General features: G+C 49.9%; 24 protein-coding genes. All 24 read left to right on the top strand.

Translation table 11 applies throughout. The features are described 5' to 3' along the window. Window positions 1-386 precede the first annotated feature (386 nt). Window positions 387-1,280 (top strand): hypothetical protein, encoded by an 894-nt coding sequence (locus ACFQ0N_RS21325; RefSeq protein ID WP_379329941.1) that lies wholly within the window; start codon window positions 387-389, stop codon window positions 1,278-1,280. A 70-nt stretch (window positions 1,281-1,350) separates the two neighbouring features. Beyond that, window positions 1,351-2,100: an ABC transporter ATP-binding protein gene (locus ACFQ0N_RS21320; RefSeq protein ID WP_379329939.1), complete on the top strand. Its 750-nt coding sequence runs from the start codon at window positions 1,351-1,353 to the stop codon at window positions 2,098-2,100. Further along, the gene (locus ACFQ0N_RS21315; RefSeq protein WP_379329937.1) at window positions 2,093-2,842 is read left to right on the top strand and encodes an ABC transporter permease; all 750 of its coding nucleotides are present in this window, start codon (window positions 2,093-2,095) and stop codon (window positions 2,840-2,842) included. The genes ACFQ0N_RS21320 and ACFQ0N_RS21315 overlap by 8 nt, the downstream gene beginning before the upstream one ends. Window positions 2,843-2,875: 33 nt before the next feature. Then, window positions 2,876-4,366 carry a sensor histidine kinase gene (locus tag ACFQ0N_RS21310; protein ID WP_379329935.1) on the top strand — a complete coding sequence of 497 codons (1,491 nt, stop codon included), beginning with the start codon at window positions 2,876-2,878 and terminating at the stop codon, window positions 4,364-4,366. Beyond that, the gene (locus tag ACFQ0N_RS21305; protein WP_379329933.1) at window positions 4,363-5,049 is read left to right on the top strand and encodes a response regulator transcription factor; all 687 of its coding nucleotides are present in this window, start codon (window positions 4,363-4,365) and stop codon (window positions 5,047-5,049) included. Before ACFQ0N_RS21310 ends, ACFQ0N_RS21305 begins: the two co-directional genes overlap by 4 nt. A gap of 351 nt (window positions 5,050-5,400) precedes the next feature. Next, entirely contained in the window at window positions 5,401-5,691 is a 291-nt protein-coding gene (locus tag ACFQ0N_RS21300; protein WP_379329931.1) for a LiaF transmembrane domain-containing protein, read from the top strand. Between the two features lie 72 nt (window positions 5,692-5,763). Continuing rightward, on the top strand, window positions 5,764-6,459 hold the full coding sequence (locus tag ACFQ0N_RS21295; RefSeq protein ID WP_379329929.1) for a PspA/IM30 family protein: 696 nt from the start codon (window positions 5,764-5,766) through the stop codon (window positions 6,457-6,459). Next, window positions 6,456-6,995, top strand: coding sequence for a PspC domain-containing protein (locus ACFQ0N_RS21290; protein ID WP_379329927.1), 540 nt, complete (start codon window positions 6,456-6,458; stop codon window positions 6,993-6,995). Before ACFQ0N_RS21295 ends, ACFQ0N_RS21290 begins: the two co-directional genes overlap by 4 nt. Window positions 6,996-6,997: 2 nt before the next feature. Next, entirely contained in the window at window positions 6,998-7,687 is a 690-nt protein-coding gene (locus tag ACFQ0N_RS21285) for a PspA/IM30 family protein (RefSeq protein WP_379329925.1), read from the top strand. A gap of 96 nt (window positions 7,688-7,783) precedes the next feature. After that, window positions 7,784-8,941 carry a sensor histidine kinase gene (locus ACFQ0N_RS21280; protein ID WP_379329923.1) on the top strand — a complete coding sequence of 386 codons (1,158 nt, stop codon included), beginning with the start codon at window positions 7,784-7,786 and terminating at the stop codon, window positions 8,939-8,941. After that, entirely contained in the window at window positions 8,916-9,575 is a 660-nt protein-coding gene (locus ACFQ0N_RS21275; protein ID WP_483874989.1) for a response regulator transcription factor, read from the top strand. Before ACFQ0N_RS21280 ends, ACFQ0N_RS21275 begins: the two co-directional genes overlap by 26 nt. Window positions 9,576-9,715: 140 nt before the next feature. After that, complete coding sequence (locus ACFQ0N_RS21270) at window positions 9,716-11,560, top strand: sensor histidine kinase (protein ID WP_379329919.1); 1,845 nt, start codon at window positions 9,716-9,718, stop codon at window positions 11,558-11,560. Continuing rightward, complete coding sequence (locus tag ACFQ0N_RS21265; RefSeq protein WP_379329917.1) at window positions 11,553-13,076, top strand: response regulator; 1,524 nt, start codon at window positions 11,553-11,555, stop codon at window positions 13,074-13,076. Before ACFQ0N_RS21270 ends, ACFQ0N_RS21265 begins: the two co-directional genes overlap by 8 nt. A 146-nt stretch (window positions 13,077-13,222) precedes the next feature. Continuing rightward, a complete protein-coding gene (locus tag ACFQ0N_RS21260; RefSeq protein WP_379330187.1) occupies window positions 13,223-14,725 on the top strand; it encodes an ABC transporter substrate-binding protein in 1,503 nt (500 codons plus the stop codon). 76 nt (window positions 14,726-14,801) lie between these two features. Continuing rightward, complete coding sequence (locus tag ACFQ0N_RS21255; protein ID WP_379329915.1) at window positions 14,802-15,740, top strand: ABC transporter permease; 939 nt, start codon at window positions 14,802-14,804, stop codon at window positions 15,738-15,740. Between the two features lie 24 nt (window positions 15,741-15,764). Continuing rightward, complete coding sequence (locus ACFQ0N_RS21250) at window positions 15,765-16,691, top strand: carbohydrate ABC transporter permease (protein ID WP_379329913.1); 927 nt, start codon at window positions 15,765-15,767, stop codon at window positions 16,689-16,691. Between the two features lie 21 nt (window positions 16,692-16,712). Then, window positions 16,713-18,032, top strand: coding sequence for a glycoside hydrolase family 125 protein (locus ACFQ0N_RS21245; RefSeq protein ID WP_379329911.1), 1,320 nt, complete (start codon window positions 16,713-16,715; stop codon window positions 18,030-18,032). 823 nt (window positions 18,033-18,855) lie between these two features. Beyond that, window positions 18,856-19,554, top strand: a complete 699-nt coding sequence (locus tag ACFQ0N_RS21240; protein ID WP_379329909.1) for a FadR/GntR family transcriptional regulator — start codon at window positions 18,856-18,858, stop codon at window positions 19,552-19,554. A 101-nt stretch (window positions 19,555-19,655) separates the two neighbouring features. Beyond that, window positions 19,656-21,005, top strand: coding sequence for an acyclic terpene utilization AtuA family protein (locus tag ACFQ0N_RS21235; protein ID WP_379329907.1), 1,350 nt, complete (start codon window positions 19,656-19,658; stop codon window positions 21,003-21,005). Window positions 21,006-21,045: 40 nt separating this feature from the next. Beyond that, entirely contained in the window at window positions 21,046-21,378 is a 333-nt protein-coding gene (locus ACFQ0N_RS21230) for a DUF4387 domain-containing protein (RefSeq protein WP_379329905.1), read from the top strand. Next, entirely contained in the window at window positions 21,375-22,268 is an 894-nt protein-coding gene (locus ACFQ0N_RS21225) for an ABC transporter permease (protein WP_379329903.1), read from the top strand. Before ACFQ0N_RS21230 ends, ACFQ0N_RS21225 begins: the two co-directional genes overlap by 4 nt. A gap of 14 nt (window positions 22,269-22,282) precedes the next feature. Beyond that, complete coding sequence (locus ACFQ0N_RS21220) at window positions 22,283-23,158, top strand: carbohydrate ABC transporter permease (protein ID WP_379329901.1); 876 nt, start codon at window positions 22,283-22,285, stop codon at window positions 23,156-23,158. A 119-nt stretch (window positions 23,159-23,277) separates the two neighbouring features. Continuing rightward, on the top strand, window positions 23,278-24,789 hold the full coding sequence (locus tag ACFQ0N_RS21215; protein WP_379329899.1) for an extracellular solute-binding protein: 1,512 nt from the start codon (window positions 23,278-23,280) through the stop codon (window positions 24,787-24,789). Window positions 24,790-24,801: 12 nt separating this feature from the next. Further along, the gene (locus ACFQ0N_RS21210; protein ID WP_379329897.1) at window positions 24,802-25,953 is read left to right on the top strand and encodes an ADP-ribosylglycohydrolase family protein; all 1,152 of its coding nucleotides are present in this window, start codon (window positions 24,802-24,804) and stop codon (window positions 25,951-25,953) included. The last annotated feature ends 30 nt before the right edge of the window (window positions 25,954-25,983 follow it).

Below are 25,983 nucleotides of genomic sequence, written 5' to 3'. Positions count from 1 at the left end.
GATGATCGAATGCTAACGGATATCACGGCCGCTATTTTCGAAAATTCGACCGATTCGAAATTGTAACGGAACTGTGTGCTGCTATTTGATGATGATGAGCCCGATTTCGCAAGAAAACGTCTAATTAAGATCGCACACATCCGTTAGATTTCCAAAGAGAGGGTGAATGTCGAAATAGCGTCTGTAGCATCCGTTAGCTGAAACAGCTAAACGCGGTCGCTCGGGTCCGCGAAGGAGCCCGTTGGGGGGGAACACCCGAAAGCTGGGCCAATTTCATTTTTATACTTTTTTTAGAATTCGATTAGAAGGCTTTTAGACTTGAGGTCTATGCTGGATAGAGAAAGCTTGTTGGGATGCTTTCAATAATTGATATCGGAGGAAGGAAAATGAACAAAAAATGGTTGACGATGGGAGCCGCTTTTGGCGTGGGAGCGGTGATGCTTTTGGCGAGCGGCTTCTCGGCGATGGCTGGTACATCGGGGTATGAGGCGTACAAATCGGCTTTGAAAAACAACATCTCTGTAACCAGCCTGACGAATACCGGAAGCATAACGGTAACGGATAACGGCGCTGAGGTTTTAAGAGCGGATATTCTCGCCAAAATCAATCGGGAGCAAAATGCGATGAGTGCATCAGTGACGCTTGGCAATGGAGCCGGGAAGCACACATTCCAAATGGTTAAACAAGAAAACAAAGTCATCTTCAAAAATGACCAAAGCGACGTCTACCGGCAAATGGACATTGGAGAGGCGAAATGGAAAACGAACGGGGAGCATAAATCCGGGCCCCCCAAGCAGGTGGAAACGGTGATCGATGCACTGATGGGCAATATGAAAGATATATCTACTGTACAAGATGCGCCCGATGGGGGCAAGAACGCCTCGCTCCATTTGTCTGGAAGCCAAGTTCCGGCAGTAGTAAATGCACTAGGTTCTCTGGCGGTGTCCAATCTTGCTGATGGCGGAGGGCATTGGAACAACGTTGGGACAGAGTCTCATCCGTTCGGAGATTTGACGGCAAGTTTTCCCAAGTTGACGGAAAACGTCAAAGTGCAGCAAATTAACCTCGATGCGGGGATCAGCCCGGAAAACTATCTGGACCAGCAGAAAGGGGAAATCATTGTGACTGGAATCGATGAGTCCGGTCTCGATCATACGTTAGTGGTTTCTCTCGATTTTAAATTATCCGGCTTTAATCAAACGGTGCCTGACACCATCGACTTGACGGGAAAGCAGATTGAAGTCATGAAGCGCAAGGAATGGAACGGACGATTCCATTAATCAAATTAACGGGCGGCAGCCGGATTATCCGGCTGCATATGCCGGGTTCTTTATAGGGGGCTGAATGCAGATGGAACCGATATTGGAAGTGAAGGAAATAAGGAAGCAGTTCAACAATGGCCGAGGGATATACGATATCAGTTTCGAAACGGGAAAGGGAGAGATCGTCGGGTTGTTCGGTCCCAATGGGGCGGGGAAAACGACATTGCTAAAAATGATTACAGGTTTGATCCGGCCGGATCGGGGAACCATTTACCTGTTCGGCAACAATACCGCGGAACAATTTGAGCTTGGAATGGCCCGTGTCGGCTGCGTAATTGAAGCGGCTGACGTTTATGAATATATGAGTGCATATGACAATCTGAAGCTTGCCGGCCGTTTTTACCCGCATTTGGAGAAAGGGCGGATCGATCAGGTGCTCGAACTGGTCGGCCTAAGTCCATATAAACGCGAGAAAGCAGGCCATTTCTCGCTTGGCATGAAGCAGAGACTGGCGCTGGCCGGCGCCTTGCTTCCCGAGCCGCAGCTGGTCATCCTTGACGAACCGACCAACGGTCTTGATATTGAAGGCATGGTCGACATTCGGCAAACGATCAAACAGCTGGCAGATGACCAAGGCACTGCGTTTCTCATTTCCAGTCATATGATTGGCGATATGGAAAAGCTGGTCGACCGGTTTGGCATATTGAAGGAGGGCCGATTGATCAAGCAAGGGAACAAACGGGATGCGGCAGCGGAAGAAATGACACTGGAGCAATATTATATGTCGCAAATCTATCCAGCCAAGCCTAAGGAGAAGGAGGGCCCGTCTTATGTATAGTTTGAAGGCAAATTGGCTGAATGAAATGGAAAAGCTGTGGGCGCGGCGAAAAACGAAAGTCTTCTTGCTGCTTAGCATTCTGATTCCGGCAGCCTCGGCGGCAGTGCTGGCCAATGTGCAGAATGCTTCTGCCCTTGTTGCCGGGTTTGGAGCCGATTTGCCCATGCTGATGCTGTCCTTGTTCACAGCTCTTCTTTTGCCGCTGTTTCTGTTTATGATGGCTGTGGAATCCTTTGCCGGCGAAATTGCAGAGCGAACGATCAAGCTTGTGCTGGTGCGCCCGGTCTCCCGTGCCAAAGTATTCGCCTCCAAGGTGCTGGCTCTAGCAGCTTATGCGATTATTCATCTTGGAGCGGTTGGGCTGGCTTCCGTCCTGGCCGGCTTGTTCGTCAATCGCAGCCTGCAATGGAGCAGCTTGCTCGAAAGCATTGTTGCTTATGGAGTCGCCTTTGTGCCGATGATCACTGTCGCTTTAATCGCGGTGTTGATCGCACAAAGCATGAATAACAGCATCGGAGCGCTGGCTTTGATCCTTTTCCTTTATATCTTCGCCAAGCTGCTGCCGTTTATATTTCCATCCGTAGCTGTATGGTCCGCGTACTCTTACACAAATTGGCATACCTTGTGGATTGGCAGCGGAGTTTCGCCGACGAAGCTGTTCACTGCTTTTGGAATTCTGCTTTCTTATTGTATTATGGCCTATGCGGGAAGTATGATGATGTTTGAACGCAAGCGATTTTAACTGCGAATTTGAAGTGCTGAAAGGAGTATATCCGTGACGATCCGCAAACGGCTTATTCTATCCTATATCGCCATGGTCTTGATTCCCGTTGTGCTGTTTGCCATCATCGCAACCAGTTTGGCAGGAGTGTTCTTTGATCGCATGACAGGAACCGGCGATGCAATGAGCGGAACGGCCCGTCCGCTTCCCAAGCTCTGGGAATCATTTGACGATCGGGAGCATCTGCTCACGGGGATCAAGTTTATGGCCGGCTACGAACCCGACCGTCTGTTAGACCGCAAGTTTTTGCAAGAAACAGATGAAGCGCTAAGCAGCCTTCATGCAGGTCTGGTCATTGCCAAGGATGACCGCACGGTTTATGTCTCCCCGCTTGTAGACAGCGCGGGCCTTTATGATCGGCTGAAGCGATTCAAAACGGAGCGCAGCGGAAAATGGAGCGATAAATTCGACGGCCGGTTCACCGTGGAGAAAAAAGAGATCCAATTTACCGATCAAAGCTCCGGAACGCTCTACCTACTGTCCGACCAGGAGCCGTTCTTGAGCGGCATTCGTCAATTTTTTCCGCTAGTGCTGCTAAGTTTGCTCATCGTAATTGGATTAACGAACGGCTTGTTAACCTATTTGATGTCCCGCAGCATCATCAAGCCGCTGTACACGCTCAAGCATGCGGCGGAAAGAATCAAAGACGGGGATCTCGACTATCGTTTGCATCTTGCCGGCAAGGACGAAATCGGAGAGGTTGGAGAAGCCTTCGAAGAAATGAGGAAGCGGCTGAAGCAGTCGCTGCAGCTCCAAATGCAGTATGAGGAAAACCGCAAGGAGCTGATCTCCAATATTTCGCATGATTTGAAGACGCCGATAACAGGAATCAAAGCATGTGTCGAAGGCATCCGCGATGGCATCGCCAATACAGAGGAAAAGAAAGATAAATATATCCAAATGATTGAAAATAAGGCGCAAAGCATGGATCATCTTATTGATGAATTGCTGTTATTTTCCAAGCTGGATTTGAAACGGCTGCCGTTTCATTATGAAAAATTCGACATCGTCTCCTATTTGCACGACTACGTCAGCGAGCTGCGGATTGATCCTCATATGAACAACGTGGCCATTTACTTTCAGGAAGACAGCGGCAAGCCGGTCTATGTGATGGCAGACCGCGAGAAGCTGCAAAGGGGGCTTATAAATATTGTGGACAACTGCATGAAATATATGAAGCGAGAGGATAAAATCATTCAGATTTGGCTGACTATCCGTAAGCAGGAAGTTGCGATCCACATACGGGATAACGGTCCCGGGATTGCCGTCGAAGCGCTGCCGCATATTTTTGACAGGTTTTACCGGGCGGAGCCGTCCCGCAATACACTTACCGGGGGAAGCGGTCTTGGCCTGGCGATTGTGAAGCATATTGTGGAGGAGCACGGGGGAAAAGTGTGGGCAGCAAGCAGTATCGGCGAAGGAACGACAATTTCTTTTACGTTGCCGGTTGAAATCACTGAAGGAGCGGGCGGTGGGCATGCTTGAAGCGGATATTGATTATAGAGGATGAAACGGTCATTGCCGAGGTGGAAAAGGATTATTTGGAGGCAAGCGGCTACGAGGTGGAGGTCGCCGAAAGCGGAGTTACCGGTTTGCAGAAAGCGATCAATGAACAATATGACCTGATTATTCTCGATTTGATGCTGCCTGGCGTAGATGGCTTCGAAATTTGCAAGCAGGTGCGCCGCGTCAAAAATGTTCCGATCTTGATGGTTTCCGCCAAAAAGGAGGATATCGATAAAATACGCGGCCTTGGCCTTGGAGCGGACGATTATGTCATCAAGCCGTTCAGTCTCGGCGAGCTGGTCGCGCGAGTCAAGGCGCATCTGACCAGATACGATCGTTTGACGAACCAGGCTCGGCCCGCAGATGAATTGCATATCCGCGGCATTCGCATCGATAGGCGGGCGCGGAAAGTTTTTGTTGGCGGCGAGGAGCTGTCGCTGACATCGAAGGAATACGACCTCCTGCTGTTCATGGCTTTGCATCCGAACCGGGCATTTACGAAGAGCGAGCTGTTCGAAAAAATTTGGGGAATGGATTCACTTGGCGATCTGGCTACGGTTACCGTGTATATCAGCAAGCTTCGTGAGAAAATCGAGCCCAATCCGTCCAAGCCGCAGTATATTGAAACGATCTGGGGCGTTGGCTACCGTTTTAATTTGTAGTGGGCGACATGCGTAACTTCTTGACGAGCTTTGTCAAACCGCGTATAGTCTGACTTATCCGAGCCATGAAACGACATATAAAGAACATAAGACGCCGCGCTTCAATTCGCGCCGGTCGGTCTTCACGGCTGAATGCGTTTCCAGCTGTAAAAGTTGACACTACGCTTGGAGTAGGGGAGCGTACTGGACCGAGGTCTAGGTGCAAATACCGTCGCGGGTCCGTTTTGAAAAAGTGCGAAACCACCTACAATAAAGACATAAGCAAGCGGTGCTGAAAACAAAGGCGCAGCAGCAAGCAATATAGAAGCTAACAATCTATCTTTTCAATAATGAAAGGCGGTGACTAAAACAATGAACGGTAAATCAGCTCTTGGTGCATTACTTGTAGTGGTAGGCGGCTTGATGGTACTTAAGTTTCTCGGCATCAGCCTCGGCTGGATTATCAGCCTGCTAATGCCATTCATCCTGATTGGTCTTGGCGTAGTCGGGGTGAGAAACAACAGCAAAACAGTCGGTTACATTTTGATTGTAGTCGGAGCGTTCATGCTGCTTCCGAAAATTGCAGGCTTTGTGACTTTGATCGTAGCTATTGCAGTCATTCTGTGGGGCATCTCGATGTTCTCGCGGCAAAAACGCTACTAAGTTTCAGTCAAACAAACGGAGCAGCAGATTTTACACATATCGTAATTTAGTTCTGATAAAGGAGGGCAACCGATGAGCATTATCCGAAGAGTCCGCGATATTACCATCGCATCGTTAAACGATCGGCTGGAGAAAGCTGAAGATCCGGTTAGATTGATCGATCAGTTTCTATGGTCGACTCGGGAAGAAATTATCGGAGTTGAGCGGTTATATCAACAACATTCCGCACATGCAAATCATCTGAAAGCACAATGGCTGCAAGCGGAGCAGCAGAAAGAAAAGCGTGAGCAGCAAGCAATGACAGCGCTCAAGGCTGGCGAAGAGCATATGGCGCGCATCGCGCTGCAAGACAAAACGGCGAATGAAGAACGCGCGGCACAATATCGCGAACTGTACAATCAGACGCAGCAAAATGTCGTTGAACTGGAAGAGCAGCTTCGTGAATTGCGCAGCGAATACCAAAGCGTTTACGATAAACGCGAATATTATGCAGCGCGGATGGAATCGCTCCGTCTGCAGCAGCGAATGAATTCCCGTTATGCGCAGCATGGCTATAACGGCTCGCCGGGAACTCAGCCGGACGGTATGTTCCGTAGGCTTGAGGATCGAATCAGCGATATGGAAATCGAGGCCAAAAGTCTGCGGGATATCCGCCGGGCAGGTCAAGAGTTTCTAACGAATACAGGCAATGCGGTGCAATCTACGATTGAGCGTGAGATGGAGCAATTGAAACGCAAACTTGAACAGGAAGGATGGAAATCACCATGAAGAAGCTGTACCGGTCGCGCCGCGACAAGAAGCTGTTTGGTTTATGCGGCGGTATCGCCGAGATGCTAAATGTCGATGCGACGCTGCTGCGGATTCTTCTGATTGTCCTGACTGTCTTTACTAGCGGAGCGCTAATACTGATCTATATATTGGCCGGAATGGTCGTTCCGAAGGAGCCGCCTTCCTATGATCCATTCGGACCATATGGACATAACGGCTACAATGGTTACAACGGCGGGCCTTATAATGGTGGAGGCTATAACGGCAACTACAACGGCGGCTTTGGTGCACCTCCGCCAAACTATGGCCGGCAGGCTAACCGCAATCAGTATGGCGGTCCTTACACGGGTACGCCGCCACGTCCGGAACCATCGGACGGATTCAATAACTGGCAGCAAGGTCAAGCGTCGGGAGCGCCTAAGCAGGCCGCCTCAAATCTTGATGCAATGATGGACGATCTGGAGAAAAAAGCAATGCGCAAAGAAATAGATGAGTTACGAGCAAAATTAGCCAAGCAAGAGAAGGGAGAAGAATAAACATGAATATTTTCAAGAGAATGAAGGATATGACAAAAGCGTCGGTGCATGAGCTGCTTGATAAAATGGAAGATCCGGTAGTAATGCTGAATCAATATTTGCGTGATATGGAGGGCGAGATCCATACTGCCGAGGTGACGGTAGCCAAGCAAATGGCCAACGAACGCCGGATGAAGCAGCGTCTGGATGAGACGTTCCGCAGCGCAGCCGATCGCGAAGCGAAGGCAGAAACGGCAGTCCGTTCCGGACAAGACGAGCTGGCGCGCAAATTGCTGGAGGAAAAAATTTATTTCGATCAAAAAATTTCCGAATATACAGAGCTGCACGCTCAAGCTAAAGGTCAAGCAGACGACCTGATGCAGCAACTGCACAGCATGAAGGACGAGTTCTACCAACTGCGCAACAAGCGCAATGAGCTGGTAGCCCGTGCCCAAATGGCAAAAGCGAAAAAGCAAATGGCGCAAGTAACGTCGGTGCATTCGATTGAAAGCGGCAATGCCGCCCGCGGATTTGGCCGGATGGAAGAAAAAATTATGCAACTGGAAGCTGAAGCCGACGTCATGCGCGTTCCTTACAGCGGTGTATATAACACAGAAAGAAGCTACACGCAAGTCGACCCTGCGAAGCAACTGCAAATTGAAGAGCAGCTGCAAGCGCTGAAACAAAAAATGAATCCTCCATCCGGAGAGTAATTCGTGTAAAATAGAAAGACATGGAGCAGGCGTCTCTTTAGGGGGCGCCTGTCTCAAGCTGTTTATAGACAAAATAGAGAAGAGAGGGGCGCCGTAATGGCTAACGGTATGTCATCGGAAGGAAGAGAGCAAAATCAGACAGAAGACATCGTCTGCACGAATAGCGGCTCGAAGCCGCAAACTCCGCCGCTTCCTCCCCCTCCCGGCTACTCGGGCAATCGGAATGGCTACGCAACACCCAAGGAAGAGAAACGAAAAAATGCATTGGAAACCATTATTTGGCTGGTCGTTATTTTAGGTATGCTTGCCCTGGTTTTGCAAGGAACCGGATACTTGCAGCTGTTTTCTATGAAAAGCGGCTATGCTGCCGGCGGATTGTTGGTCATCGCGATCGCGATGGCTGTAGCGGCTGCCTATAGTTATTTGCAAGGGATTAAGCTTCGCGCGGCTATTAAGCGGCTAACGGAGCAGCAAAAACGAAACAAGCAGTCGGTTACGCTGCCGTCCGTCGATGGCGAGTCGGAGAATGAAGGAGCTGCGGAAACGGACGATGTCTACACAGAGCAGGTCCGGTTTTCCGCTGTCATCGAGGAGCGGCAGCGGCTTGCCCGCGAGCTGCACGATGCCGTTAGCCAGCAGTTATTTGCCATATCGATGACAGCAACTGCCGTCAGCCGTACGCTGGAGAAGGATTGGGAGCGGGCAAAGCGGCAGGTGCAGCTGATCGAAGAGATGGCTGCGGTAGCCCAATCCGAAATGCGGGCCCTGCTTCTGCATCTGCGGCCGGTTCATCTCGATGGCAAAAATTTGGCTCAAGCGCTGCGCAGTCTTGTGGAGGAGCTGAAGCAAAAAGTGCCGATGGCCATCACGCTCGAAGTTGATGAGACAATCAAAATTGACTCGGCTGCCGAGGATCATCTTTTTCGCATCGCGCAAGAGGCGTTATCCAATACGCTGCGGCATTCCAAAGCGGACCGCATCGATATTTTTTTACAGCGGTATGGCAACGATGCCAGAATGACGGTTCGCGACAATGGCATAGGTTTTGAGCATGAGGAGAAAAAACAGGCTTCTTATGGTTTGCTGACGATGGAAGAACGCGTCAATGTGCTTGGCGGAGCAATACAGCTGATTACAGCCCCGGGCGAAGGTGTTACAATAGATGTATGGGTGCCGCTGACGGTTCAGGAAGGGAGAGACATCGGAGCGAATGGAGTCGATGGAACGGATGGAGACAGACGAACAGCCAATTAAAGTGCTGCTGGTAGATGATCATGAGATGGTTAGAATCGGCCTTGCGGCCGTACTTAACACGGAAGATGGCATAGAAGTGGTCGGGGAAGCCAGCAACGGCATGGAAGGCATCCGGCTTGCTACAGCTTATAATCCGGATGTTGTACTTATGGATCTTGTTATGGAAGGTATGGATGGGGTCGAGACAACGCGCAAGCTGCTGGAATTGTACCCGGAATGCAAAGTAATCGTTCTTACCAGTTATTTGGATGACAGCAAGATGTATCCTGTCATCGAGGCGGGTGCTTTCAGTTATTTGCTCAAAACATCCAGGGCGAACGAAATTGCCGATGCGATCCGCGCGGCGGCACGGGGGCAATCGGTGCTCGAATCGCAGGTTGCGGCGAAGATGATGAACCGTTTTCGCCAGCCGAAGGTCGAGCAGAAGGCAGCGCCGCACGATCAATTGACCGAGCGGGAGATGGATGTGCTTAAGTTGGTTGGACGCGGTCTCTCCAACCAGGAGATTGCTGAGGAGCTGTTTATCGGCATTAAAACAGTAAAATTCCACGTGACCAATATTTTCGCCAAGCTTGGCGTTGATGACCGCACACAAGCGGCGATCTATGCCCACAAGCATGGCATTGCCGAATAATATGTAGTGCATTAAGCTGCTCGCGCTTGCGGGCGGCTTTTTTTATGATGCCAGAACTGGCTCTTGCAACAAAATTGCCGCTATGGGTATGATAATACTAGACAGCTTGTGCTTCCGCGGAGGAGAGGAACGACGCGAACATGATGAGGCTTAGGTATTTATATCGCAATTTTTTTAAAAGCAATTTGTTTATCAAGCTGCTGCTGCTCTTTTCATGTATTACGATTTTGACGATTGTTACACTATCCTACGTCCTGTATAAGAATATGACCAATTCCATCATCCGCAGTGAGCTGGCGAGCCAACGGCAGGCGATGGATAATGTGGACCGTTATTTGGTCGGCAAATATGAGAATGCAAAAGCGATGGTTTCCGATATTTACCGCGATGCCGGGCTGGCGCAAAATATTTATTATTTGCTTAAGCATCCATTCCATGATTACATCGGCTTCAGACTTGATCGCTATTATGCGGATGTAGCTGCGGAGGGGGCCGTTAACGGCCTGCGTTATTTTCAGGACAAGCTGGAGCGCGATAGCGATATTCGCAATATTATCGTTTATAGTGCCGAGCAGCAATATATGTACGTCTATGACCGGATCTCTGCCTTTCGGCTGATCGATACGAATGCGGCCCATTCCTACGTGCCGGATGTTATGGCGATGGATGGCGGCGGCGTTACCGCTCCCAATCGCTGGGTTCGGAATACGATCAAGCAGAATGAACCGCGTTTATATGCGATTCGCACACCAATTAATGATCAGCGCACATTGAAAAATATCGGCCAGATGATGGTGTTTTTCGATTCAGACGGCATTCGCCAGGCGCTCCGAGGCTATGAGGAGGAGCTGCGCGGCTATATTATCGTGATGACTGCTGATGGCAATGTCATATTCGATTCCTCTGATCGCTATTATGGCGGCAAATATCCGTTTGCCAAGCAGGTATTGTCGCTGTATGATGACTCGGCTGATATTGAGGAAGGGGCATATGTGTCGGCCTACACGCAAAATAGTACAGGCTTAACGATCGTAAGCGTTGCTCCCAAGCGCGAAGTGGCTGCCGCGTATGCGGGGCTGAAGCAAACGATTTTACTCATCGGTGCAGCTTGTATTTTAATTGCCATCATCATACCTGCGCTGTTTGTAGTGAATTATGCCAAGCGCACGCATAACATCATCCGTTTTATGCGCAAGGTGAAATCAGGCGAAATGCATGCCCGCATTCATGACGAGCGCGATGATGAGCTGGGGCAAATATCGCGCAGCTTTAATGAAATGGTGGATGAGATGGTGCGTTACATCGATCGCGTCTATAAAGCGGAAATTAAACAAAAGCATACCGAGCTTGCCGCCTTGCAAGCAAGAGTGAATCCGCATTTTTTGTACAATACACTTGAAGTGATCCGTATGCGCGCAATTTCTCAAGGGGCAAGAGATGTGGCGGAAATGATCTACAGCTTATCGGTTTTATTCCAAAATCTTGTGAGGGTTAAAGCCGTTTATACTTTGCAGGATGAGCTGGAGGCCTGCCGGCTTTATTTGGAGCTGTTTCGCATTCGCTATAAAGATAAATTCAGCTATGAAATTAATTGCGAGCCGCAGCTGGCGGCCCGGCCTATAACCCGGATGCTGCTGCAGCCGCTGGTCGAAAACTACATCGTTCACGGCCTCGATGCCAGCCGCTATGACAATGAAATTCATATTTCCGTTGCCCATGAGCACGAAACCGGGCAGATCAGAGTAGTTGTAAGCGATAATGGGCGCGGGATTCCCGAAGAGAAATTAAAGCAGATTCGCCAGCTGCTGCAATGGCCGGACACCGGCGGGGATTCCTTCGGCTTGCACAGTATCCGTGAGCGGCTGAAGCTGCTGTATGGCGACGCCCGTTCAGGCATAGAGCTGGAAAGTGTAGAAGGGCAAGGAACGACAGTGCGCTTATGGTTTCCCGGCGATGCGGAAGGAGTGGAAGAAAGCGATGTTTAATGTCTTTATCGTCGATGACGAGCCGTTTATTATCGAAGGCTTGTACGATATATTGGATTGGGCGGAATTTGGCCTTGAGATCGCCGGCCATGCGGAGAACGGTCAGGCGGCGCTTGCAGGCATCCGCAATAAACCGGTCGATATTCTCATTACCGATATCTCGATGCCGGTTATGAACGGGCTGTCGCTTATTCGTGAAGCCCGCAAAACGCATCCGGAGCTCAAGGTTATTATATTGAGCGGCTATAATGATTTTGAATATGTCCGCGAAGGACTCACGCTGGGTGTTGAAAACTATCTGCTCAAGCCGATTAATATTGACGAGCTGCAGGAAACATTGAAGGGCACGGTGCGGAAGCTTAACGCTACCCGCATGGAGCGGGCGCTTGCGGAATTTGATGTGCGCATTATCCGCGACAACATCTTGTACCGCTGGCTTACTTGGCAAATCACGCCGGCTATTATGCAGGAGCGAGCGGAAGTGCTCCATATCGACTTGTCTGCGCCTTATGTAATGGCTGCGCTCGTGCGGATCGAGACTGAGAAGGATACAACTCATCTATTAGATCAGTTGGAGCAGCATTTGGCAAGCTTCCGCGGGATGATTCCGTTTCGCAATGTGGAAGGGGAGCTTGATGTCATCATTACGCTTCGTGACCGGGAAGCGGATAAAGCGCTGGCGATGGGACAGCTGCAGGATCTGAAGCGACTGCCGGGTCTGTCCGGAACGGCAATTCGCATCGCGTGCGGCAGTATTGAGCCGATGGACATTGCGGCGACCAGCTATGCGAATGCCAACAGGGCGTGGCAGTACTTTTTCTTATATCCGGACAGGGAATGGATCGATTATAGCGAGCTGCCGACTGAATCGCGCGAATTGGAAGCTTTTCCGGTCGAGTGGGGTGAGTATGCCAAATCGATTGTGGCCAAGGACAAAGACCAGCTTTTCACCCGCATTGATGAGGACTTTGCCCGTTTGCTGAGCTTTGATGGCATTACGCCTAAAGAAGCCCAAACCATTGCGCTGGAACTGTTAGTCCGCTTCAAAATGGAACTGCAGGAAATCAGGCATACTGAGCAGTCGGAGCTGTTCAAGCCCGGGCTGGAGCGGGTGCTTCATGCCACGACAATCGCGGATTTGACGGTAGCGGTCAAAGAAGCGGCGGGGCTGACGGTGGATGCCCTGGATCGCGACGTCAAAAGCCCGATTATTCAGCAAATTTTGCATCATGTCCATGAGCATTACGCCGAAAGTCTGTCGCTTAAAACATTGGGCCAGCTCTATAACATCCATCCCGTTTACTTAGGTCAGCTGTTTCACAAAGAAACGAATGATTCCTTTGCGGAATACATCAACAAATACCGTATCGAAAAGGCTAAGGAACTGCTCAAGGATCCGCGGCTAAAGGTGCATGAGATTGCCAACCAGGTGGGGTATTGGGAAACGGGCTATTTCTATAAGCAATTTAAAAAGTATGTCAACATTTCGCCTACGGAATATAAGGCGCTGTTTTAAAGACTGTCCTTTTTCGGATAGTCTTTTCTTTATTTTATACCACAAAGCTTTAATTTATATTCTATTTGCAAATGTTTTCATGCGGTATTGTTAAAGTAGCCTTTGGATAGGATAACGAGGCGATAAAAGGGAGGTTCGGACTTATGATGGCAAGATCGAAAAAAAGTTTGTTCGCGCTGCTTTCACTTATGCTTGTACTTACGCTCGCACTAAGCGCGTGCGGGGACAAAAACGGCGGAAAAAATGATTCCAAATCGGGCGAAGCTGCGTCCGGCGAAGGAAGCAAAAATGAAAAACCAGTTGAATTGCTGTGGTATACAATCGGTACTCCGCAAAAAGATACCGACCGTGTTATGGAGGAAGTAAGCAAATATACGAAAGAAAAAATTGGCGTCACCGTAAAAATGAAGCAGATCGACTGGGGCGATTATAATCAAAAAATGCAGGTTATGACTGCATCCGGCGAGCCGATGGACATTCTGTTCACTGCTTCATGGGCATTCGATTATGTGCAAAATGCCCGTAAAGGCGCGTTTTACGAAATCGACGATCTGCTGAAAAAAGAAGGCAAAGGCATTGTTGATGCGCTTGACCCTGCCTTCCTGGAAGGTACGAAAGTAAATGGCCACAACTATGGTATTCCGGCCAATAAAGAGCTGCCTGCGCAAGAAGTGTGGCGCTTCAACAAGCAGCTGCTTGACAAATACAACTTGGACATTTCCAAAGTATATTCGCTCGAGAGCCTGGAGCCGATGCTGAAAACGATCAAGGAAAAAGAAAAGGACGTTACACCATTCGCAGTTGATAAAAACTATGGCCCTTACGTGCCTTACGATTACGTCATTGAAAAAATGCCGTTGGCAGTTAAAGTAGGCACAACAGATTACAAGCTCGTTAACGTTCTGGAAACGCCGGAAATGAAACAAGCGCTGGCAACGATGCACAAATATTACAAAGCGGGCTATATCCCGACTGAAGCGGCTACGATCAGCTCGCTTACAGATCTGCAAGCATCCGGAAAATGGTTTACAGACCGTGCGACAACACAGCCGCTGGCCGACAATTTGTGGTCTGCCAACAATGGCTACCCGGTCATTTCGACTCCGGCAAGCGAAGCGCTGATCTATAACTGGTCGGTTATGGGCTCGATGCAGGCCATCTCGGCTAACTCGGAGCATCCGGAAAAAGCGATGGAATTCCTCAACCTGCTTAACACAGATCCTGTGCTGCGCAACATGGTTGACTCCGGCATTGAAAATGTTCACTTCAAAAAAGTGGGCGACAATGTAGCGGAGAACTTGCCAGAAAGCAAAAACTACGACATGCCGACCTTCTCGCTGGGTAATGTTATGCTCACATATTTGACACCGGCTGATCCTGCCGACAAATGGGAGCAATTTAAAACCTTTAACGATACAGGTAAACCGGCTCCGCTGCTTGGATTCAACTTTGATCCGACCAATGTGGCAACGGAAATTGCCGCGGTCAACAACGTGAAGGAAGAGTTCTGGGCACCGCTTATGACAGGTACTGTAGATCCTGAGAAATATGTGCCGCAAGCGATTGAGAAGTTCAAAGCTGCCGGCCTTGATAAAATTATGGAAGAAGCACAGCGTCAAATCGACGAATGGAGAGCTGCTAACAAGTAAGTTAAGTAGTGTGGAGAGCGGGCGAATGACGAGATGACGATCATTCGCCCCACTTTTTTAACGAGGGGTGAAGTTGATGAAAGCAGTGGGCAGATTTTTGAAGGATCTGAGACGTAACGGAGCTATGCTGCTAATGGTGCTGCCAGGCACAGTATGGTTTCTTCTTTTTGCCTACTTGCCAATGGCCGGGATGATCATTGCGTTTAAGCAATACCGGGTGAGCCGGGACGGCTTTCTGGCCAGCATTTTAAATAGTAAATGGGTAGGCTTTGACAATTTCAAATTTTTGTTCAGCACGAATGACGCCTATATCATTACACGCAATACGGTCCTCTACAATGTCGTTTTTATTGTGCTGGGCCTGGTGATTGCAGTAGCGATGGCGATTGTCTTATCGGAAATTGCCAACAAGCGGTTGGCTAAAGTGTATCAGACAGGCATGTTTTTGCCTTATTTTTTGTCTTGGGTTATTGTCGGTTATTTTGTATTCAGCTTTTTGAGCCTGGACAAAGGGATGCTCAACCAAATACTTGCTTCCTTAGGCATCGATAGCGTGCAGTGGTATTCCGATCCTACTTACTGGCCGCTCATTCTGATTGTCGTCTTCTTATGGAAATCGGTGGGCTACAACAGCGTTATTTACCTGGCAGCGATCATGGGCATTGACCGCTCCCTCTATGAAGCCGCTATGATCGATGGCGCTAATAAATGGCAGCAAATTCGCCATATTACTGTGCCGATGCTCAAGCCGCTCATGACGATTCTGACCTTGCTGGCGATCGGCCGTATTTTCTATGCCGATTTTGGCTTGTTCTATCAGGTTCCGCGCGATTCGGGTACATTGTACTCGGTGACGAACGTTATTGACACGTATGTATATCGGGGATTGAAAACGACCGGGGAAATCGGCATGAGTACAGCGGCAGGCTTGTATCAATCGTTTGTCGGCTTTGTCCTTGTCTTGACCTCGAACTGGATTGTACGCAAGTTCAACAAGGAAAATGCACTGTTCTAAACCTGCAGGAAAGGAGTGGTAAAGATGGCTGCAACGAGTCCTAACAAAGTGAAAAGCCGCGATTTTCAGCAGCTGACCCCTGTATGGAATATTCTGTTCAATGTGGCTGCTGGACTATTCGCCTTCGTCTGCGTGTTTCCGTTTCTGTTCGTAACGATTATTTCATTTACGGCCGAATCGGCGCTGAACAATAATGGCTACCGGCTTATTCCGGAAAAATGGAGTCTTGACGCTTACAGCTATTTGTTCAAAGCGGGCGACCAATTGCTGCGCTCCTACGGTGTTACCATTATTGTGACACTTGTCGGAACGGTGATCAGCATGGTGCTAATTTCTTTATTTGCCTATGCCGTTTCGCGTAAAACGTTCAAATACCGCAATTTCTTCGCCTTCTTTGCTTTTTTTACGATGCTGTTCAATGGCGGGATGGTGCCGACTTATATTGTATCGACACAGCTGCTGGGTCTGAAGGATTCGATCTGGGCGCTCATTTTGCCGCTGGCGGTTAATGCCTTCTATATTATGATTATGCGGACATTTTTCTCGACAAGCGTACCGGATGCGATCATTGAATCGGGGAAAATTGACGGCGCAGGCGAGTTCGGCATCTTCTTCCGGCTGGTGCTGCCGCTGTCGCTGCCCGGTCTGGCGACGATCGGCTTGTTCAGTACGCTTGGCTATTGGAATGACTGGTTCAATGCGCTCCTCTATATTGACGAGCCGACCCTCGTGCCGTTACAATCGATGCTGATGCGGATCGAAAACAGTATGCAATTTATTTTGCAAAACTCGCAAAATGCTTCTGTCAGCACAGGACTGCTGCAATCGATGCCGCAGGATTCTTCGCGGATGGCAATGGTTGTGCTGGCCACGGGACCGATTGTACTCGCTTATCCGTTTTTCCAGCGTTATTTTGTACAAGGTCTGACCGTTGGCGCGGTGAAAGAGTAACAGAAAAGAGGTAGCTATATTATGGAACAATTCCGATTGCCCCAAATTGCCATGCCGGCTATGGAGCTGCCACAGGCGGTTAAGGATGTATTGGATGAAGCGCAAATCAAACTGCAGGGACGGCCGAAGCTGCTGCAGCTGTTCAAAAATTGCTTTCCGAACACATTAGAGACGACAACGAAGCTGCTTGACGATGGAACGACCTTTATTATTACCGGCGATATTCCGGCGATGTGGCTGCGCGATTCTGTCGAGCAGGTCATCCACTACGTGCCGCTGGCTAAAAATGACGCCGCTTTGCAGCGGATTATCGCCGGTTTGATCAAGCGCCATGTCGCCTGCCTGCTTCATGATCCTTATGCGAATGCGTTCAATGAGATGGAAAATGACTGGCATTGGAATACAGATGACCAGACGGAAATGTCGCCGCTCGTATGGGAGCGCAAATTTGAGCTTGACTCAGCCTGCTTTACGATGCGTCTGGCTTACCGTTACTGGAAGGAGACCGGGCGTGCCGACATCTTCGATACCGGCTTCAAGGCAGCGATGAAACAAATCGTAGCGCTATGGAAAACCGAGCAGCGGCATATGGAGCTGTCGCCTTACCGCTTCGTGCGCGATAACGGCATTCCAGAGGATTCCTTGCGCAATGGCGGGCTGGGCATGCCGGTCAATTACACTGGAATGATCTGGTCAGGCTTCCGTCCAAGCGACGATGCCTGCGACTTCCATTACAATATTCCGGACAATATGTTTGCTGTCGTCTGCTTGCGGCAAATGGGCGAAATTGCTGAATGGGTATTTCGCGATACCTCGTTTGTGCGCGAGCTGAAGCAGCTGGAGCAAGAGGTCGATCACGGCATCCAGCTGTACGGACGCTACCGCCACCCGGAATTTGGCCTGATCTATGCTTATGAGACGGACGGGTTCGGCAATTATTGCCTGATGGACGATGCCGGCACGCCGGGCTTGATGTCGATTCCATACCTAGGTTATGTCAGTGCAGATGATCCGGTTTACCAAAACACACGCCGCTTTGCGCTGAGTAAGCAGAACCCTTACTATTTTGAAGGGAAGGCGGCGCGCGGCATCGGCAGTCCGCATACGCCGGCAGGCTATATTTGGCCAATGGCGCTGTCCATGCAAGGGCTGACCGCTGTGACAACAGAGGAGCGGCTTGCGATGATCGCGATGCTGGAAGCGACAGACGGCGATACCGGCTTTATGCATGAAGGCTTCCATGCGGATGATCCAAAGCAATTTACGAGAAGCTGGTTCGCCTGGTCGAACAGTCTGTTTGCCCAGCTTGTCCATCAGGCGATGCAGGACGGGATTTTGTAAGACACGCGCTGTTCGCTTTTCCTGACGCGCAGGAAAAGCGGACAGTGCGTTTTTTTTCAACGTTACACGCCAGAAAGTTTAACGGATGTCACGGACGCTATTTTCGAAAAATCGACGAATTTGAAATTGTAACGGAACTGTGCGCCGCTATTTGATGAGTATGAGTAAGATTTCGCAAGAAAATGTCCAATTAAGATCGCTTACTTCCGTTAGATTTCAAAAAGAAGGGTTATTGACGATATAGCGTCTGTGGTTTCCGTTAGATCAACCAGCTTTGCAGATTGCCGCTTCGAACTTCAACCCTGAGATTCGCTGCCAGCGATGAATGCTATAAAATTTCAGGGGAAGAAACTTGTTCCTCGCCAATAGGTAACCCTAAGAACCATTGTTGGAGTTGAGATTTTTTTGCCTGTTTGCTTGGCGGCATCATCAATCTGATAAGATTTGAAGGGCCGCTAACGAACCTGACAATCCTTATTCGGCTCAAAATGGGGCCTCGTATGCTGTAACGAATCTACTGATCGTTATTCACCGAAAATCGGCCGCTTCCCCACCTTTTTTCCATCCATAGCGTGTCTCAGGTTCGTTACACGCGGAGCAAGCCGATTTTTCAGCCAATAGCGTGTCTCAGGTTCGTTAGCCCTCATCGCCAACATAGGGAGGATGAAATGGAGGGCATAATTGGATCATCCAATCATCCGATTTTAAAAGAAAGCGTTATATTTTTGCTTGACACTGTACATAAAGAGCGGTTATGCTAGTTGTGCGGGTAATTGGATCACCCAATTAACTTGCGAGCACTACATGGCGAGAGGGTATTCAAATGACCATTCAGCGGATTAAATATCATCGAGTGTACGAAGATGTTATCGAACAAATCAAAAACCTGATTCTAGAAGGGAATTTAACACCAGGAGATGCATTGCCTACAGAACGGGAGCTTGCACAAGCGTTCGGCATTAGCCGCGGAACCTTGCGCGAGGCGTTTCGCATTCTGGAGCGCGAAGGCTTGATCGAAGCCAGGCCGGGCGGAGGGAGATTTCTTAGCAAGGCGCTGGACGTTGCGGAAGACAAGTACCGCATCATGGATAATATTGAACGGGCAACCATTATGGAATTGCTGGAAGCAAGAGAATTGTTCGAGACCGGGATCGTGGAACTAGCAGCAAAGCGGGCGACGGAGGAAGACATAGCGGACATCGAGGCGGCGTTTGAGAAGTGGGGCGAGATCGACCGGGAAAGTGAAGACCGTTCCAAGCCGGATCAAGCTTTTCATTTGTCGATCGCGAAGGCGACACATAACGTTGTGCTGGTCAATATGATTGAGCTGCATATGGATTTGCTGCAGAGGACGCTGAACAAGACGGCCAAAATTCCGGGACGCAAGAGCGAAGTGTATGAAGAGCATCTGCTGATCCTGCAAGCCATCAAGGAACGCGACCCGGTGAAAGCGAAGCTGGCGCTGCTCCATCATCTCGGCAGAGTTAAGGAAAACATTCAGAAAAATTATGTTCATGCGTAAGATGGGGAAGGGAATGAATTCCCCTTTCTTCTTCATAAAATTGGATGACCCAGTTATCCAAAATTTTCATAGACAAGTATAAGAAAAAAGAGGGATTGCAAATGAACACTAACATTCGGATTTTATCGCCATGCGGCATGCTGGGATACGGATTCCCGGAGCAATCCTTTTTAAGAGGCATGGAATATGAGCTTCATGGCATCGTTGTCGATGCAGGATCGACGGATGCGGGACCTCACAAGCTGGGAGCCGGTGTATCCATCGTCAGCAAGCGGGCTGTGAAGAAGGATCTGGACATCGTGATCAGCCACGGCGTCCCGCGCCAAATTCCGATTATTATCGGGTCGGCAGGCGGGTCTGGTGCCAAGAAGCATGTGAACTGGACGCTGGAAATTATAAGGGAAATTTTGCAGGAACGAAGCTTGCAGGCGAAGCTGTCTGTTATATGGGCGGATATTCCCCATGAGGAGGTCATGCAGGCGAAGCAGGAGGGCCGCATTCTTCCTCTTAGTCCGAATATTCCGGCACTCAGTGACGAAGCGATCCGCGACACGAACGGCATCGTCGCTCAGATGGGGCATGAGCCGATCGTCGAGGCGCTGCATCAAGGCGCTGACATTATCGTATGCGGCCGCGCATATGACCCGTCTCCGTTCGCGGCAATCGGCATCTTCCACGGAATGGACCCCGGACTGTCCTATCATCTCGGCAAAATATTGGAGTGCGGAGCGTTATGTGCGGAGCCGGGTACGACCAAGGACAGTATCTTAGGTACCATTACTGCGGATTCCTTTCTGGTGCAGTCGCTTAATCCGGCCCGGAAATGCAGTCCGACGAGCGTGGCAGCCCACACCTTTTACGAGAAAGAGCACCCCTACATTTTGCATGGGCCGGGCTTTACGCTGGATCTCGAGCAGTGCCGGTTCGAGCAAGCTGACGAAGGAGTTGTCCGGGTGACAGGCAGCCGGTATTTGCCGGCTGAGAAGCATTACGTCAAGCTGGAGGGCGCCAGACAGGTAGCATACCGTACCTTTGTCGTGGCAGGCATTCGGGACCCGATTCTGATTGGCAAGCTGGAAGAGGTTGAGGATCTGGTCAAGCGAGGGGCGCAAGAATATTACAGCGACATCCCGGAGTCTGATTACAGCATTCATTTTTATAATTACGGCATAAACGGGGTCCTTGGCGTTAAGGAAACGGAACTGCGGCGGGCGCATGAAGTCGGTGTTATGTTCGAAGTCGTAGCCAAAACACAGGAGCTGGCAAGCAGCATATGCGCTACCGTCCGTTCCACGTTCTTGCATTACGGATATGAGGGCCGCAAGTCGACAGCCGGCAATCTGGCATTTCCGTTCGCACCGAGCGATATCGATTTTGGTCCTGTCTACGAATTTTCGGTATACCATCTCATGGAGATGACGCGGGAAAGCTTCCGTATCGAACACCTGTAATTTATTCAAGCATTAGCTATACATTTGGGAGGTTAAAACAGTGAAACAACTCGGACAGCTTGCGAAGGTGCTGAGAAGCAAAAACTCCGGACCCTTCGAGCTCACATTGGACGTACTGTTCGATTCCGAAGAGAACTATCGGTTCGTAAAGGAATCCGGACAGATTACAAAACGGGCAATCTGCGAGCTGTACAATATTGCGGAGGAGCAGATTCATCACCTGGTCTTCTTTGATCAGGCGCGCGGCTTCAAAATTACGATCTCCAGAGACGTATCGTCTGGTACGGTCGGCGACCGCGACGTGTACGGAGCCCAGCAGCATGCGCCGCTCATGGCGTTTGCCATTGACACTGCGGAGGAGGGACAGACATGAAAATTGCCAGACGCATGCTGCAGGATTGGGTGCTGTACGCGATGCTGGCCCTGCCGATGCTTTACTTTATCATATTCCATCTCATTCCCCTGTACGGCATGAAGCTTGCTTTTCAGGATTACCGGATTATCGGCGATCATGTATGGGTCGGCTGGAAGCACTTCGACGTATTGTTCAGCTCTCCGGCTTTTGCGACAGTGATGCAGAATACGATTATTATCAGCTTGATGAAAATCATCTTTGTCTTTCCGGTTCCGATCGTGCTGTCGCTGCTCATTAATGAGGTGCGCAGCTCGAAATACCGGAAATACGTACAATCCGTCGTCTATTTGCCTCACTTCCTGTCTTGGGTCGTCATTGCAGGCATCTGGATCAGCATGCTGAACCCTGCAGAAGGAGGCATCAACCTCATCGGCAACTTCTTCGGCTTGCCTTCGGTCGATTATATGACGAGCAAGGAGCATATCCGCTGGGTGTTCGTGTCGTCTGAAATTTGGCGCAGCGCAGGCTGGGATTCTATTATCTATCTGGCAGCCATCATGAAGATCAGTCCGGGATTGTATGAAGCGGCGAAGATTGACGGAGCGACAAGAATTCAGCAAATGACTTACATTACACTGCCCCACTTATATAGTACAATTGTAACCGTCTTCATTCTGAATCTTGGTTTTTTCATGAATGCAGGCTTCGATCAGGTTTTCAACTTTATGAACGACTCGATCATTAGCGTCGTGGACATTTTGGATACGTATGTGTACCGAATCGGTATCGGTAGCGGCCAGTTCGCCTACGCGACGGCTGCCAGTCTGTTCAAGGGTGTTATCGGCATTGTGTTGATACTCGGCACGCACTTCATCTCAAAACGCATTTCGGGCAAGGGCGTCTGGTAAAGGAGGGACTAAGCATGAGACGACTGGAACTATCCAAAGTGATCATTTACATCATTCTTTTTGCGACGACTCTTGCCGTGCTGATTCCGCTCCTGAATCTGCTTGCACTTTCCTTGACGGCGCCGGGCAGGGCGCATTTGATGAGCGGGCTCGACATTTGGCCCAAAGGATTTTCACTCATGAATTACAAGCTGCTATTATCCAACCCGCTCATTACGGGCAGTATAGCAAATTCGGTCTGGGTTACAGGCGTAGGTACGCTGCTCAATCTGGTATTGACCTCCATGGCGGCCTATGTGCTGGCCAGAACGACGTTTATCGGAAAAAAGCTGATTCTGCTCTTTCTAATTGTCATTATGGTGTTTGAGCCGGGCCTTATTCCGGAGTATTTGCTGGTGAAGGATCTCAATCTGATGAATAAGCTCACAGCGCTCATTCTATATAAAGCTGTAAATGTCTATTATCTGTTTATTCTGATGCGGTTCTTTCAAGATATTCCCGAAGAAATTATGGAGGCGGCACGAATCGATGGCGCGGGCCACTTCCGTATGTATACGCGAATTATGCTGCCGCTGTCCAAGCCGGCACTGGCAACACTCGGGTTATTCTACGGCGTGTTCCGCTGGAATGAATATTTTAGAGCGACCATTTACATTTCAGAACCGAGCAAATGGCCGTTGCAAGTGGTACTAAGACAATTCATCGTCAGAAAAGACAATACGTCGCTTATCGGCAACCAAAACAATCTGTTCGACAGTTCTGTGGCGTTTGATTTCGCTTCCCTGCAGGCAGGTACGATAATCATTGCGATTGTGCCGCTCCTGGTCCTGTATCCGTTCATATTGAAATATTATGCGAAAGGAGCGCTTGAGGGAGGGGTGAAGGATTAGCACAACAACAGCGGCCGGAAGTTCAATCCTTTCTCGTCGCTGCGTTTTACGGATATCAGATAAATCTTAAAGTTCAACTTATATGAGAAACACGCACAATAAAGGGAGGAGCAAGTCAAATGAAAAAAGTAAGCCTCATTCTCATCATAGCAATGCTGGCTATGGTTATCTCTGCGTGCAGTTCCAACTCTAACCCGCCTGCGAATTCGTCCGGCGGCGAGAAGCCGGAGAGCGGCTCGACAGACACCGGCCAACCAAATTCCGGCGAGCCTGTAACGCTGAAAATCGTCTATAAGGATGAAGGGACGACCAACCCGGTATCGGTTAAGTTTTTCCAAACCTTGGAGAAGGCACTGCTGAAAGATGAAGGACTTAATGTCAAGTTTGAGCTGGTTGATTTGGCGCAGGGCAGCTATGCCGAAAATTTGAACCTGCTGCTGCTGGGCGGCACAATTCCGGATATCATCTACTTCCAAGGCGGAGATCAACAAATTTCCGACCAGGGCTTGCTTGAGGATCTGAAGCCTTATATCGAGAAGTCCAAGTATATCAAATCGATTATGGAGCCGCATAATAAAACAAGAATGGACAGCTATCCGTACTTGCTGTGGGTTAAGCCGTTGGGATCTAAGACGCCGGTTGTCCGCGAGGATTGGCTCAAGGCGATGGACAGTTCCAAGGCGCTGCTGGAAAATCCGACAGTTGACAACTATTATGCGTTTTTCAAGGAGCTTACAGAGAAGAAGCCGGGCGGCGGCAAACCGGGCTACGCTTTGACGGCAGCCGGTGATATTGCCGAAATTAACACCATCTTCAACTCGGCCTTCGGCCTGGATACAACTTGGCTGAAAAAAGACGACGGCACGTATGAATTTGCGAAAATTTCGCAGAAAGAGAAGGAAAAGCTGGCATTTTACAATAAGCTGTACAGTGAAGGGCTGCTTGACCCGCAATTTATTACGAAGCAATGGGATACGAAGGAAGATGCTTTCTATAAAGGCGAAGCGGCTGTCATTACTGGTACCGCAGGCAAAATTATCGACTTGTATAACAGCAGAATGACGGAGCTGAACGGAGCCGGCGCCAAGCTGGTGGTCCTGCCTCCGGCAAAAGGCGAGGGTCAGGGCTTCGGAGCTACAGACGTGACGAAGGAATCCCGGGGGCTGGCAATTTCCTCGCAATCAGCGCATAAAGACGTGGCGTTCCAGATATTCGATTATCTGGCAAGCCCGAAAGGACAAATGCTGGACAGACTCGGATTCGAGAACGAACACTACAAAGTTGTTGACGGCCAAATCGAACTGAATGACAAATATTACAGCGAATGGTATGCGCGTTTCTGGGAACCGCAGGAAATGAAGCCGGAAACGCCGCTCAAAACTCCGCTGCTTGGCGAACCGGGGACGAAATCGCTGCAAGCTGCCGCCGATTTTTATACCGAGGACAACAGCTTTATCATTCCTGAGCAATATGTCGCGAGTTGGGATGCGATGAACAATCTGTATAAGGAATATGCGACGGATTTCATTACCGGGAAAAAGCCGCTGTCCGAGTTCGATAAGTTTGTTGAAGCTTGGAACGCCGCAGGCGGTACCGACCTGACGAAATATGCCAACGAGAATATCAAGTAGGGAGCGAACGCAATGACATCATTTCGTGACCGGGTGAGAGGCGTTGTCGCCTCGACTGCCCTGGGGGACGCGCTGGGAGCGCCGGTTGAGAAGCTGACATACGAACAGATCAAGTCGCAGTATGGTCGGGTGGAGTCGCTGATGACCCGCTGGCACAAGATAGATTGGCCGGCAGACGCGCGGCAGGGCCGGGTCAGAGGAGACGGCATTGTAACAGACGATACGCTCATGACCCTAGCGCTGATCAACGTCTATTTGAAGGAAGGCCGGCATTTGGATGCCTATGACATGGGCAATGAATTTGTAAAAGAGATTGCCTTTCGCAAAACCTACGTTCCGGAACTGGAGCGTGAGACGGCCATTATCGACCGTCTGTTCTATCCGGAGAAATATATTTTTATGCGCCATGTACTGGCCAATTGCGATCCGCGGGAGGCGGGCATCGGCAATATGGTAAACTGCGGGGCGGCGATGTATATCGCCCCCGTAGGCATCGTCAATGCCGGTCATCCGAAGGCGGCGTATGATGAAGCGATTTTGTTTGCGATGGGGCATCAGAGCAGCTATGGGCTGGAGGCGGCTGGCGTGCTTGCAGCGTGCGTAGCCAAGGCGTTTGAGCCGGAGGCAACTGTGGAGGACATCGTGAACACTGCCATCGACCTTGCGAAGGACGGGACGAGAGAGGCGATACGGGAGCTGACAGCAGCGGCAAGGGAGCTGCGGGCGGAACGGGACGACATGGATAAGGTGATAAGTGTATTCCAAGACATTCTGCTCAAATACTCGCCGATGGGCGACGATGTGAACCGCCATATCGACAAGGTTGGCGTGCCGAGCAATCATTATACGCCGAACCGTCTGTGGTCAATCGAGGAATTGCCCCTCGCACTCGCATTTATCGTGCTAAACGACGGCGAGTATTACCGCTCCATTCTGGACGGGATCAATTCGGGGCGGGATACCGACTCGATCGGCGTTATGGCGGGCGTCATTCTGGGGGCCATGCAAGGTTACGAAGCGATTGCGCCATTAGATATCGAGCGCTTGAATAAGGTTAATCGTCTGGATTTGTTTGCGATATCTGACAGGTTCAGCGATGTTGCAGCCAGTATTATCGAAGCGGATCTTCGCGCGCACGCCGCAAGGAAAGCCATACTGGTATAAAGCGCATTACGCATAAGGGGAAAGAGGAAC

It is taken from the genome of Paenibacillus sp. GCM10027626 (assembly GCF_042676285.1).
Lineage (GTDB): Bacteria > Bacillota > Bacilli > Paenibacillales > Paenibacillaceae > Paenibacillus_Z.
The sequence above is the reverse complement of the archived record's forward strand: the minus strand, read 5'-3'. Positions and strand labels throughout refer to the sequence as shown.

Excerpts from the sequence above, each read along its gene's own strand:
- ACFQ0N_RS21325 (WP_379329941.1), top strand. The coding sequence starts at position 387 with ATGAACAAAAAATGGTTGACGATGGGAGCCGCTTTTGGCGTGGGAGCG.
- ACFQ0N_RS21320 (WP_379329939.1), top strand. The coding sequence starts at position 1,351 with ATGGAACCGATATTGGAAGTGAAGGAAATAAGGAAGCAGTTCAACAAT.
- ACFQ0N_RS21315 (WP_379329937.1), top strand. The coding sequence starts at position 2,093 with ATGTATAGTTTGAAGGCAAATTGGCTGAATGAAATGGAAAAGCTGTGG.
- ACFQ0N_RS21300 (WP_379329931.1), top strand. The coding sequence starts at position 5,401 with ATGAACGGTAAATCAGCTCTTGGTGCATTACTTGTAGTGGTAGGCGGC.
- ACFQ0N_RS21295 (WP_379329929.1), top strand. The coding sequence starts at position 5,764 with ATGAGCATTATCCGAAGAGTCCGCGATATTACCATCGCATCGTTAAAC.
- ACFQ0N_RS21290 (WP_379329927.1), top strand. The coding sequence starts at position 6,456 with ATGAAGAAGCTGTACCGGTCGCGCCGCGACAAGAAGCTGTTTGGTTTA.
- ACFQ0N_RS21285 (WP_379329925.1), top strand. The coding sequence starts at position 6,998 with ATGAATATTTTCAAGAGAATGAAGGATATGACAAAAGCGTCGGTGCAT.
- ACFQ0N_RS21280 (WP_379329923.1), top strand. The coding sequence starts at position 7,784 with ATGGCTAACGGTATGTCATCGGAAGGAAGAGAGCAAAATCAGACAGAA.
- ACFQ0N_RS21275 (WP_483874989.1), top strand. The coding sequence starts at position 8,916 with ATGGAGACAGACGAACAGCCAATTAAAGTGCTGCTGGTAGATGATCAT.
- ACFQ0N_RS21270 (WP_379329919.1), top strand. The coding sequence starts at position 9,716 with ATGATGAGGCTTAGGTATTTATATCGCAATTTTTTTAAAAGCAATTTG.
- ACFQ0N_RS21265 (WP_379329917.1), top strand. The coding sequence starts at position 11,553 with ATGTTTAATGTCTTTATCGTCGATGACGAGCCGTTTATTATCGAAGGC.
- ACFQ0N_RS21260 (WP_379330187.1), top strand. The coding sequence starts at position 13,223 with ATGGCAAGATCGAAAAAAAGTTTGTTCGCGCTGCTTTCACTTATGCTT.
- ACFQ0N_RS21255 (WP_379329915.1), top strand. The coding sequence starts at position 14,802 with ATGAAAGCAGTGGGCAGATTTTTGAAGGATCTGAGACGTAACGGAGCT.
- ACFQ0N_RS21250 (WP_379329913.1), top strand. The coding sequence starts at position 15,765 with ATGGCTGCAACGAGTCCTAACAAAGTGAAAAGCCGCGATTTTCAGCAG.
- ACFQ0N_RS21245 (WP_379329911.1), top strand. The coding sequence starts at position 16,713 with ATGGAACAATTCCGATTGCCCCAAATTGCCATGCCGGCTATGGAGCTG.
- ACFQ0N_RS21240 (WP_379329909.1), top strand. The coding sequence starts at position 18,856 with ATGACCATTCAGCGGATTAAATATCATCGAGTGTACGAAGATGTTATC.
- ACFQ0N_RS21235 (WP_379329907.1), top strand. The coding sequence starts at position 19,656 with ATGAACACTAACATTCGGATTTTATCGCCATGCGGCATGCTGGGATAC.
- ACFQ0N_RS21225 (WP_379329903.1), top strand. The coding sequence starts at position 21,375 with ATGAAAATTGCCAGACGCATGCTGCAGGATTGGGTGCTGTACGCGATG.
- ACFQ0N_RS21220 (WP_379329901.1), top strand. The coding sequence starts at position 22,283 with ATGAGACGACTGGAACTATCCAAAGTGATCATTTACATCATTCTTTTT.
- ACFQ0N_RS21215 (WP_379329899.1), top strand. The coding sequence starts at position 23,278 with ATGAAAAAAGTAAGCCTCATTCTCATCATAGCAATGCTGGCTATGGTT.
- ACFQ0N_RS21210 (WP_379329897.1), top strand. The coding sequence starts at position 24,802 with ATGACATCATTTCGTGACCGGGTGAGAGGCGTTGTCGCCTCGACTGCC.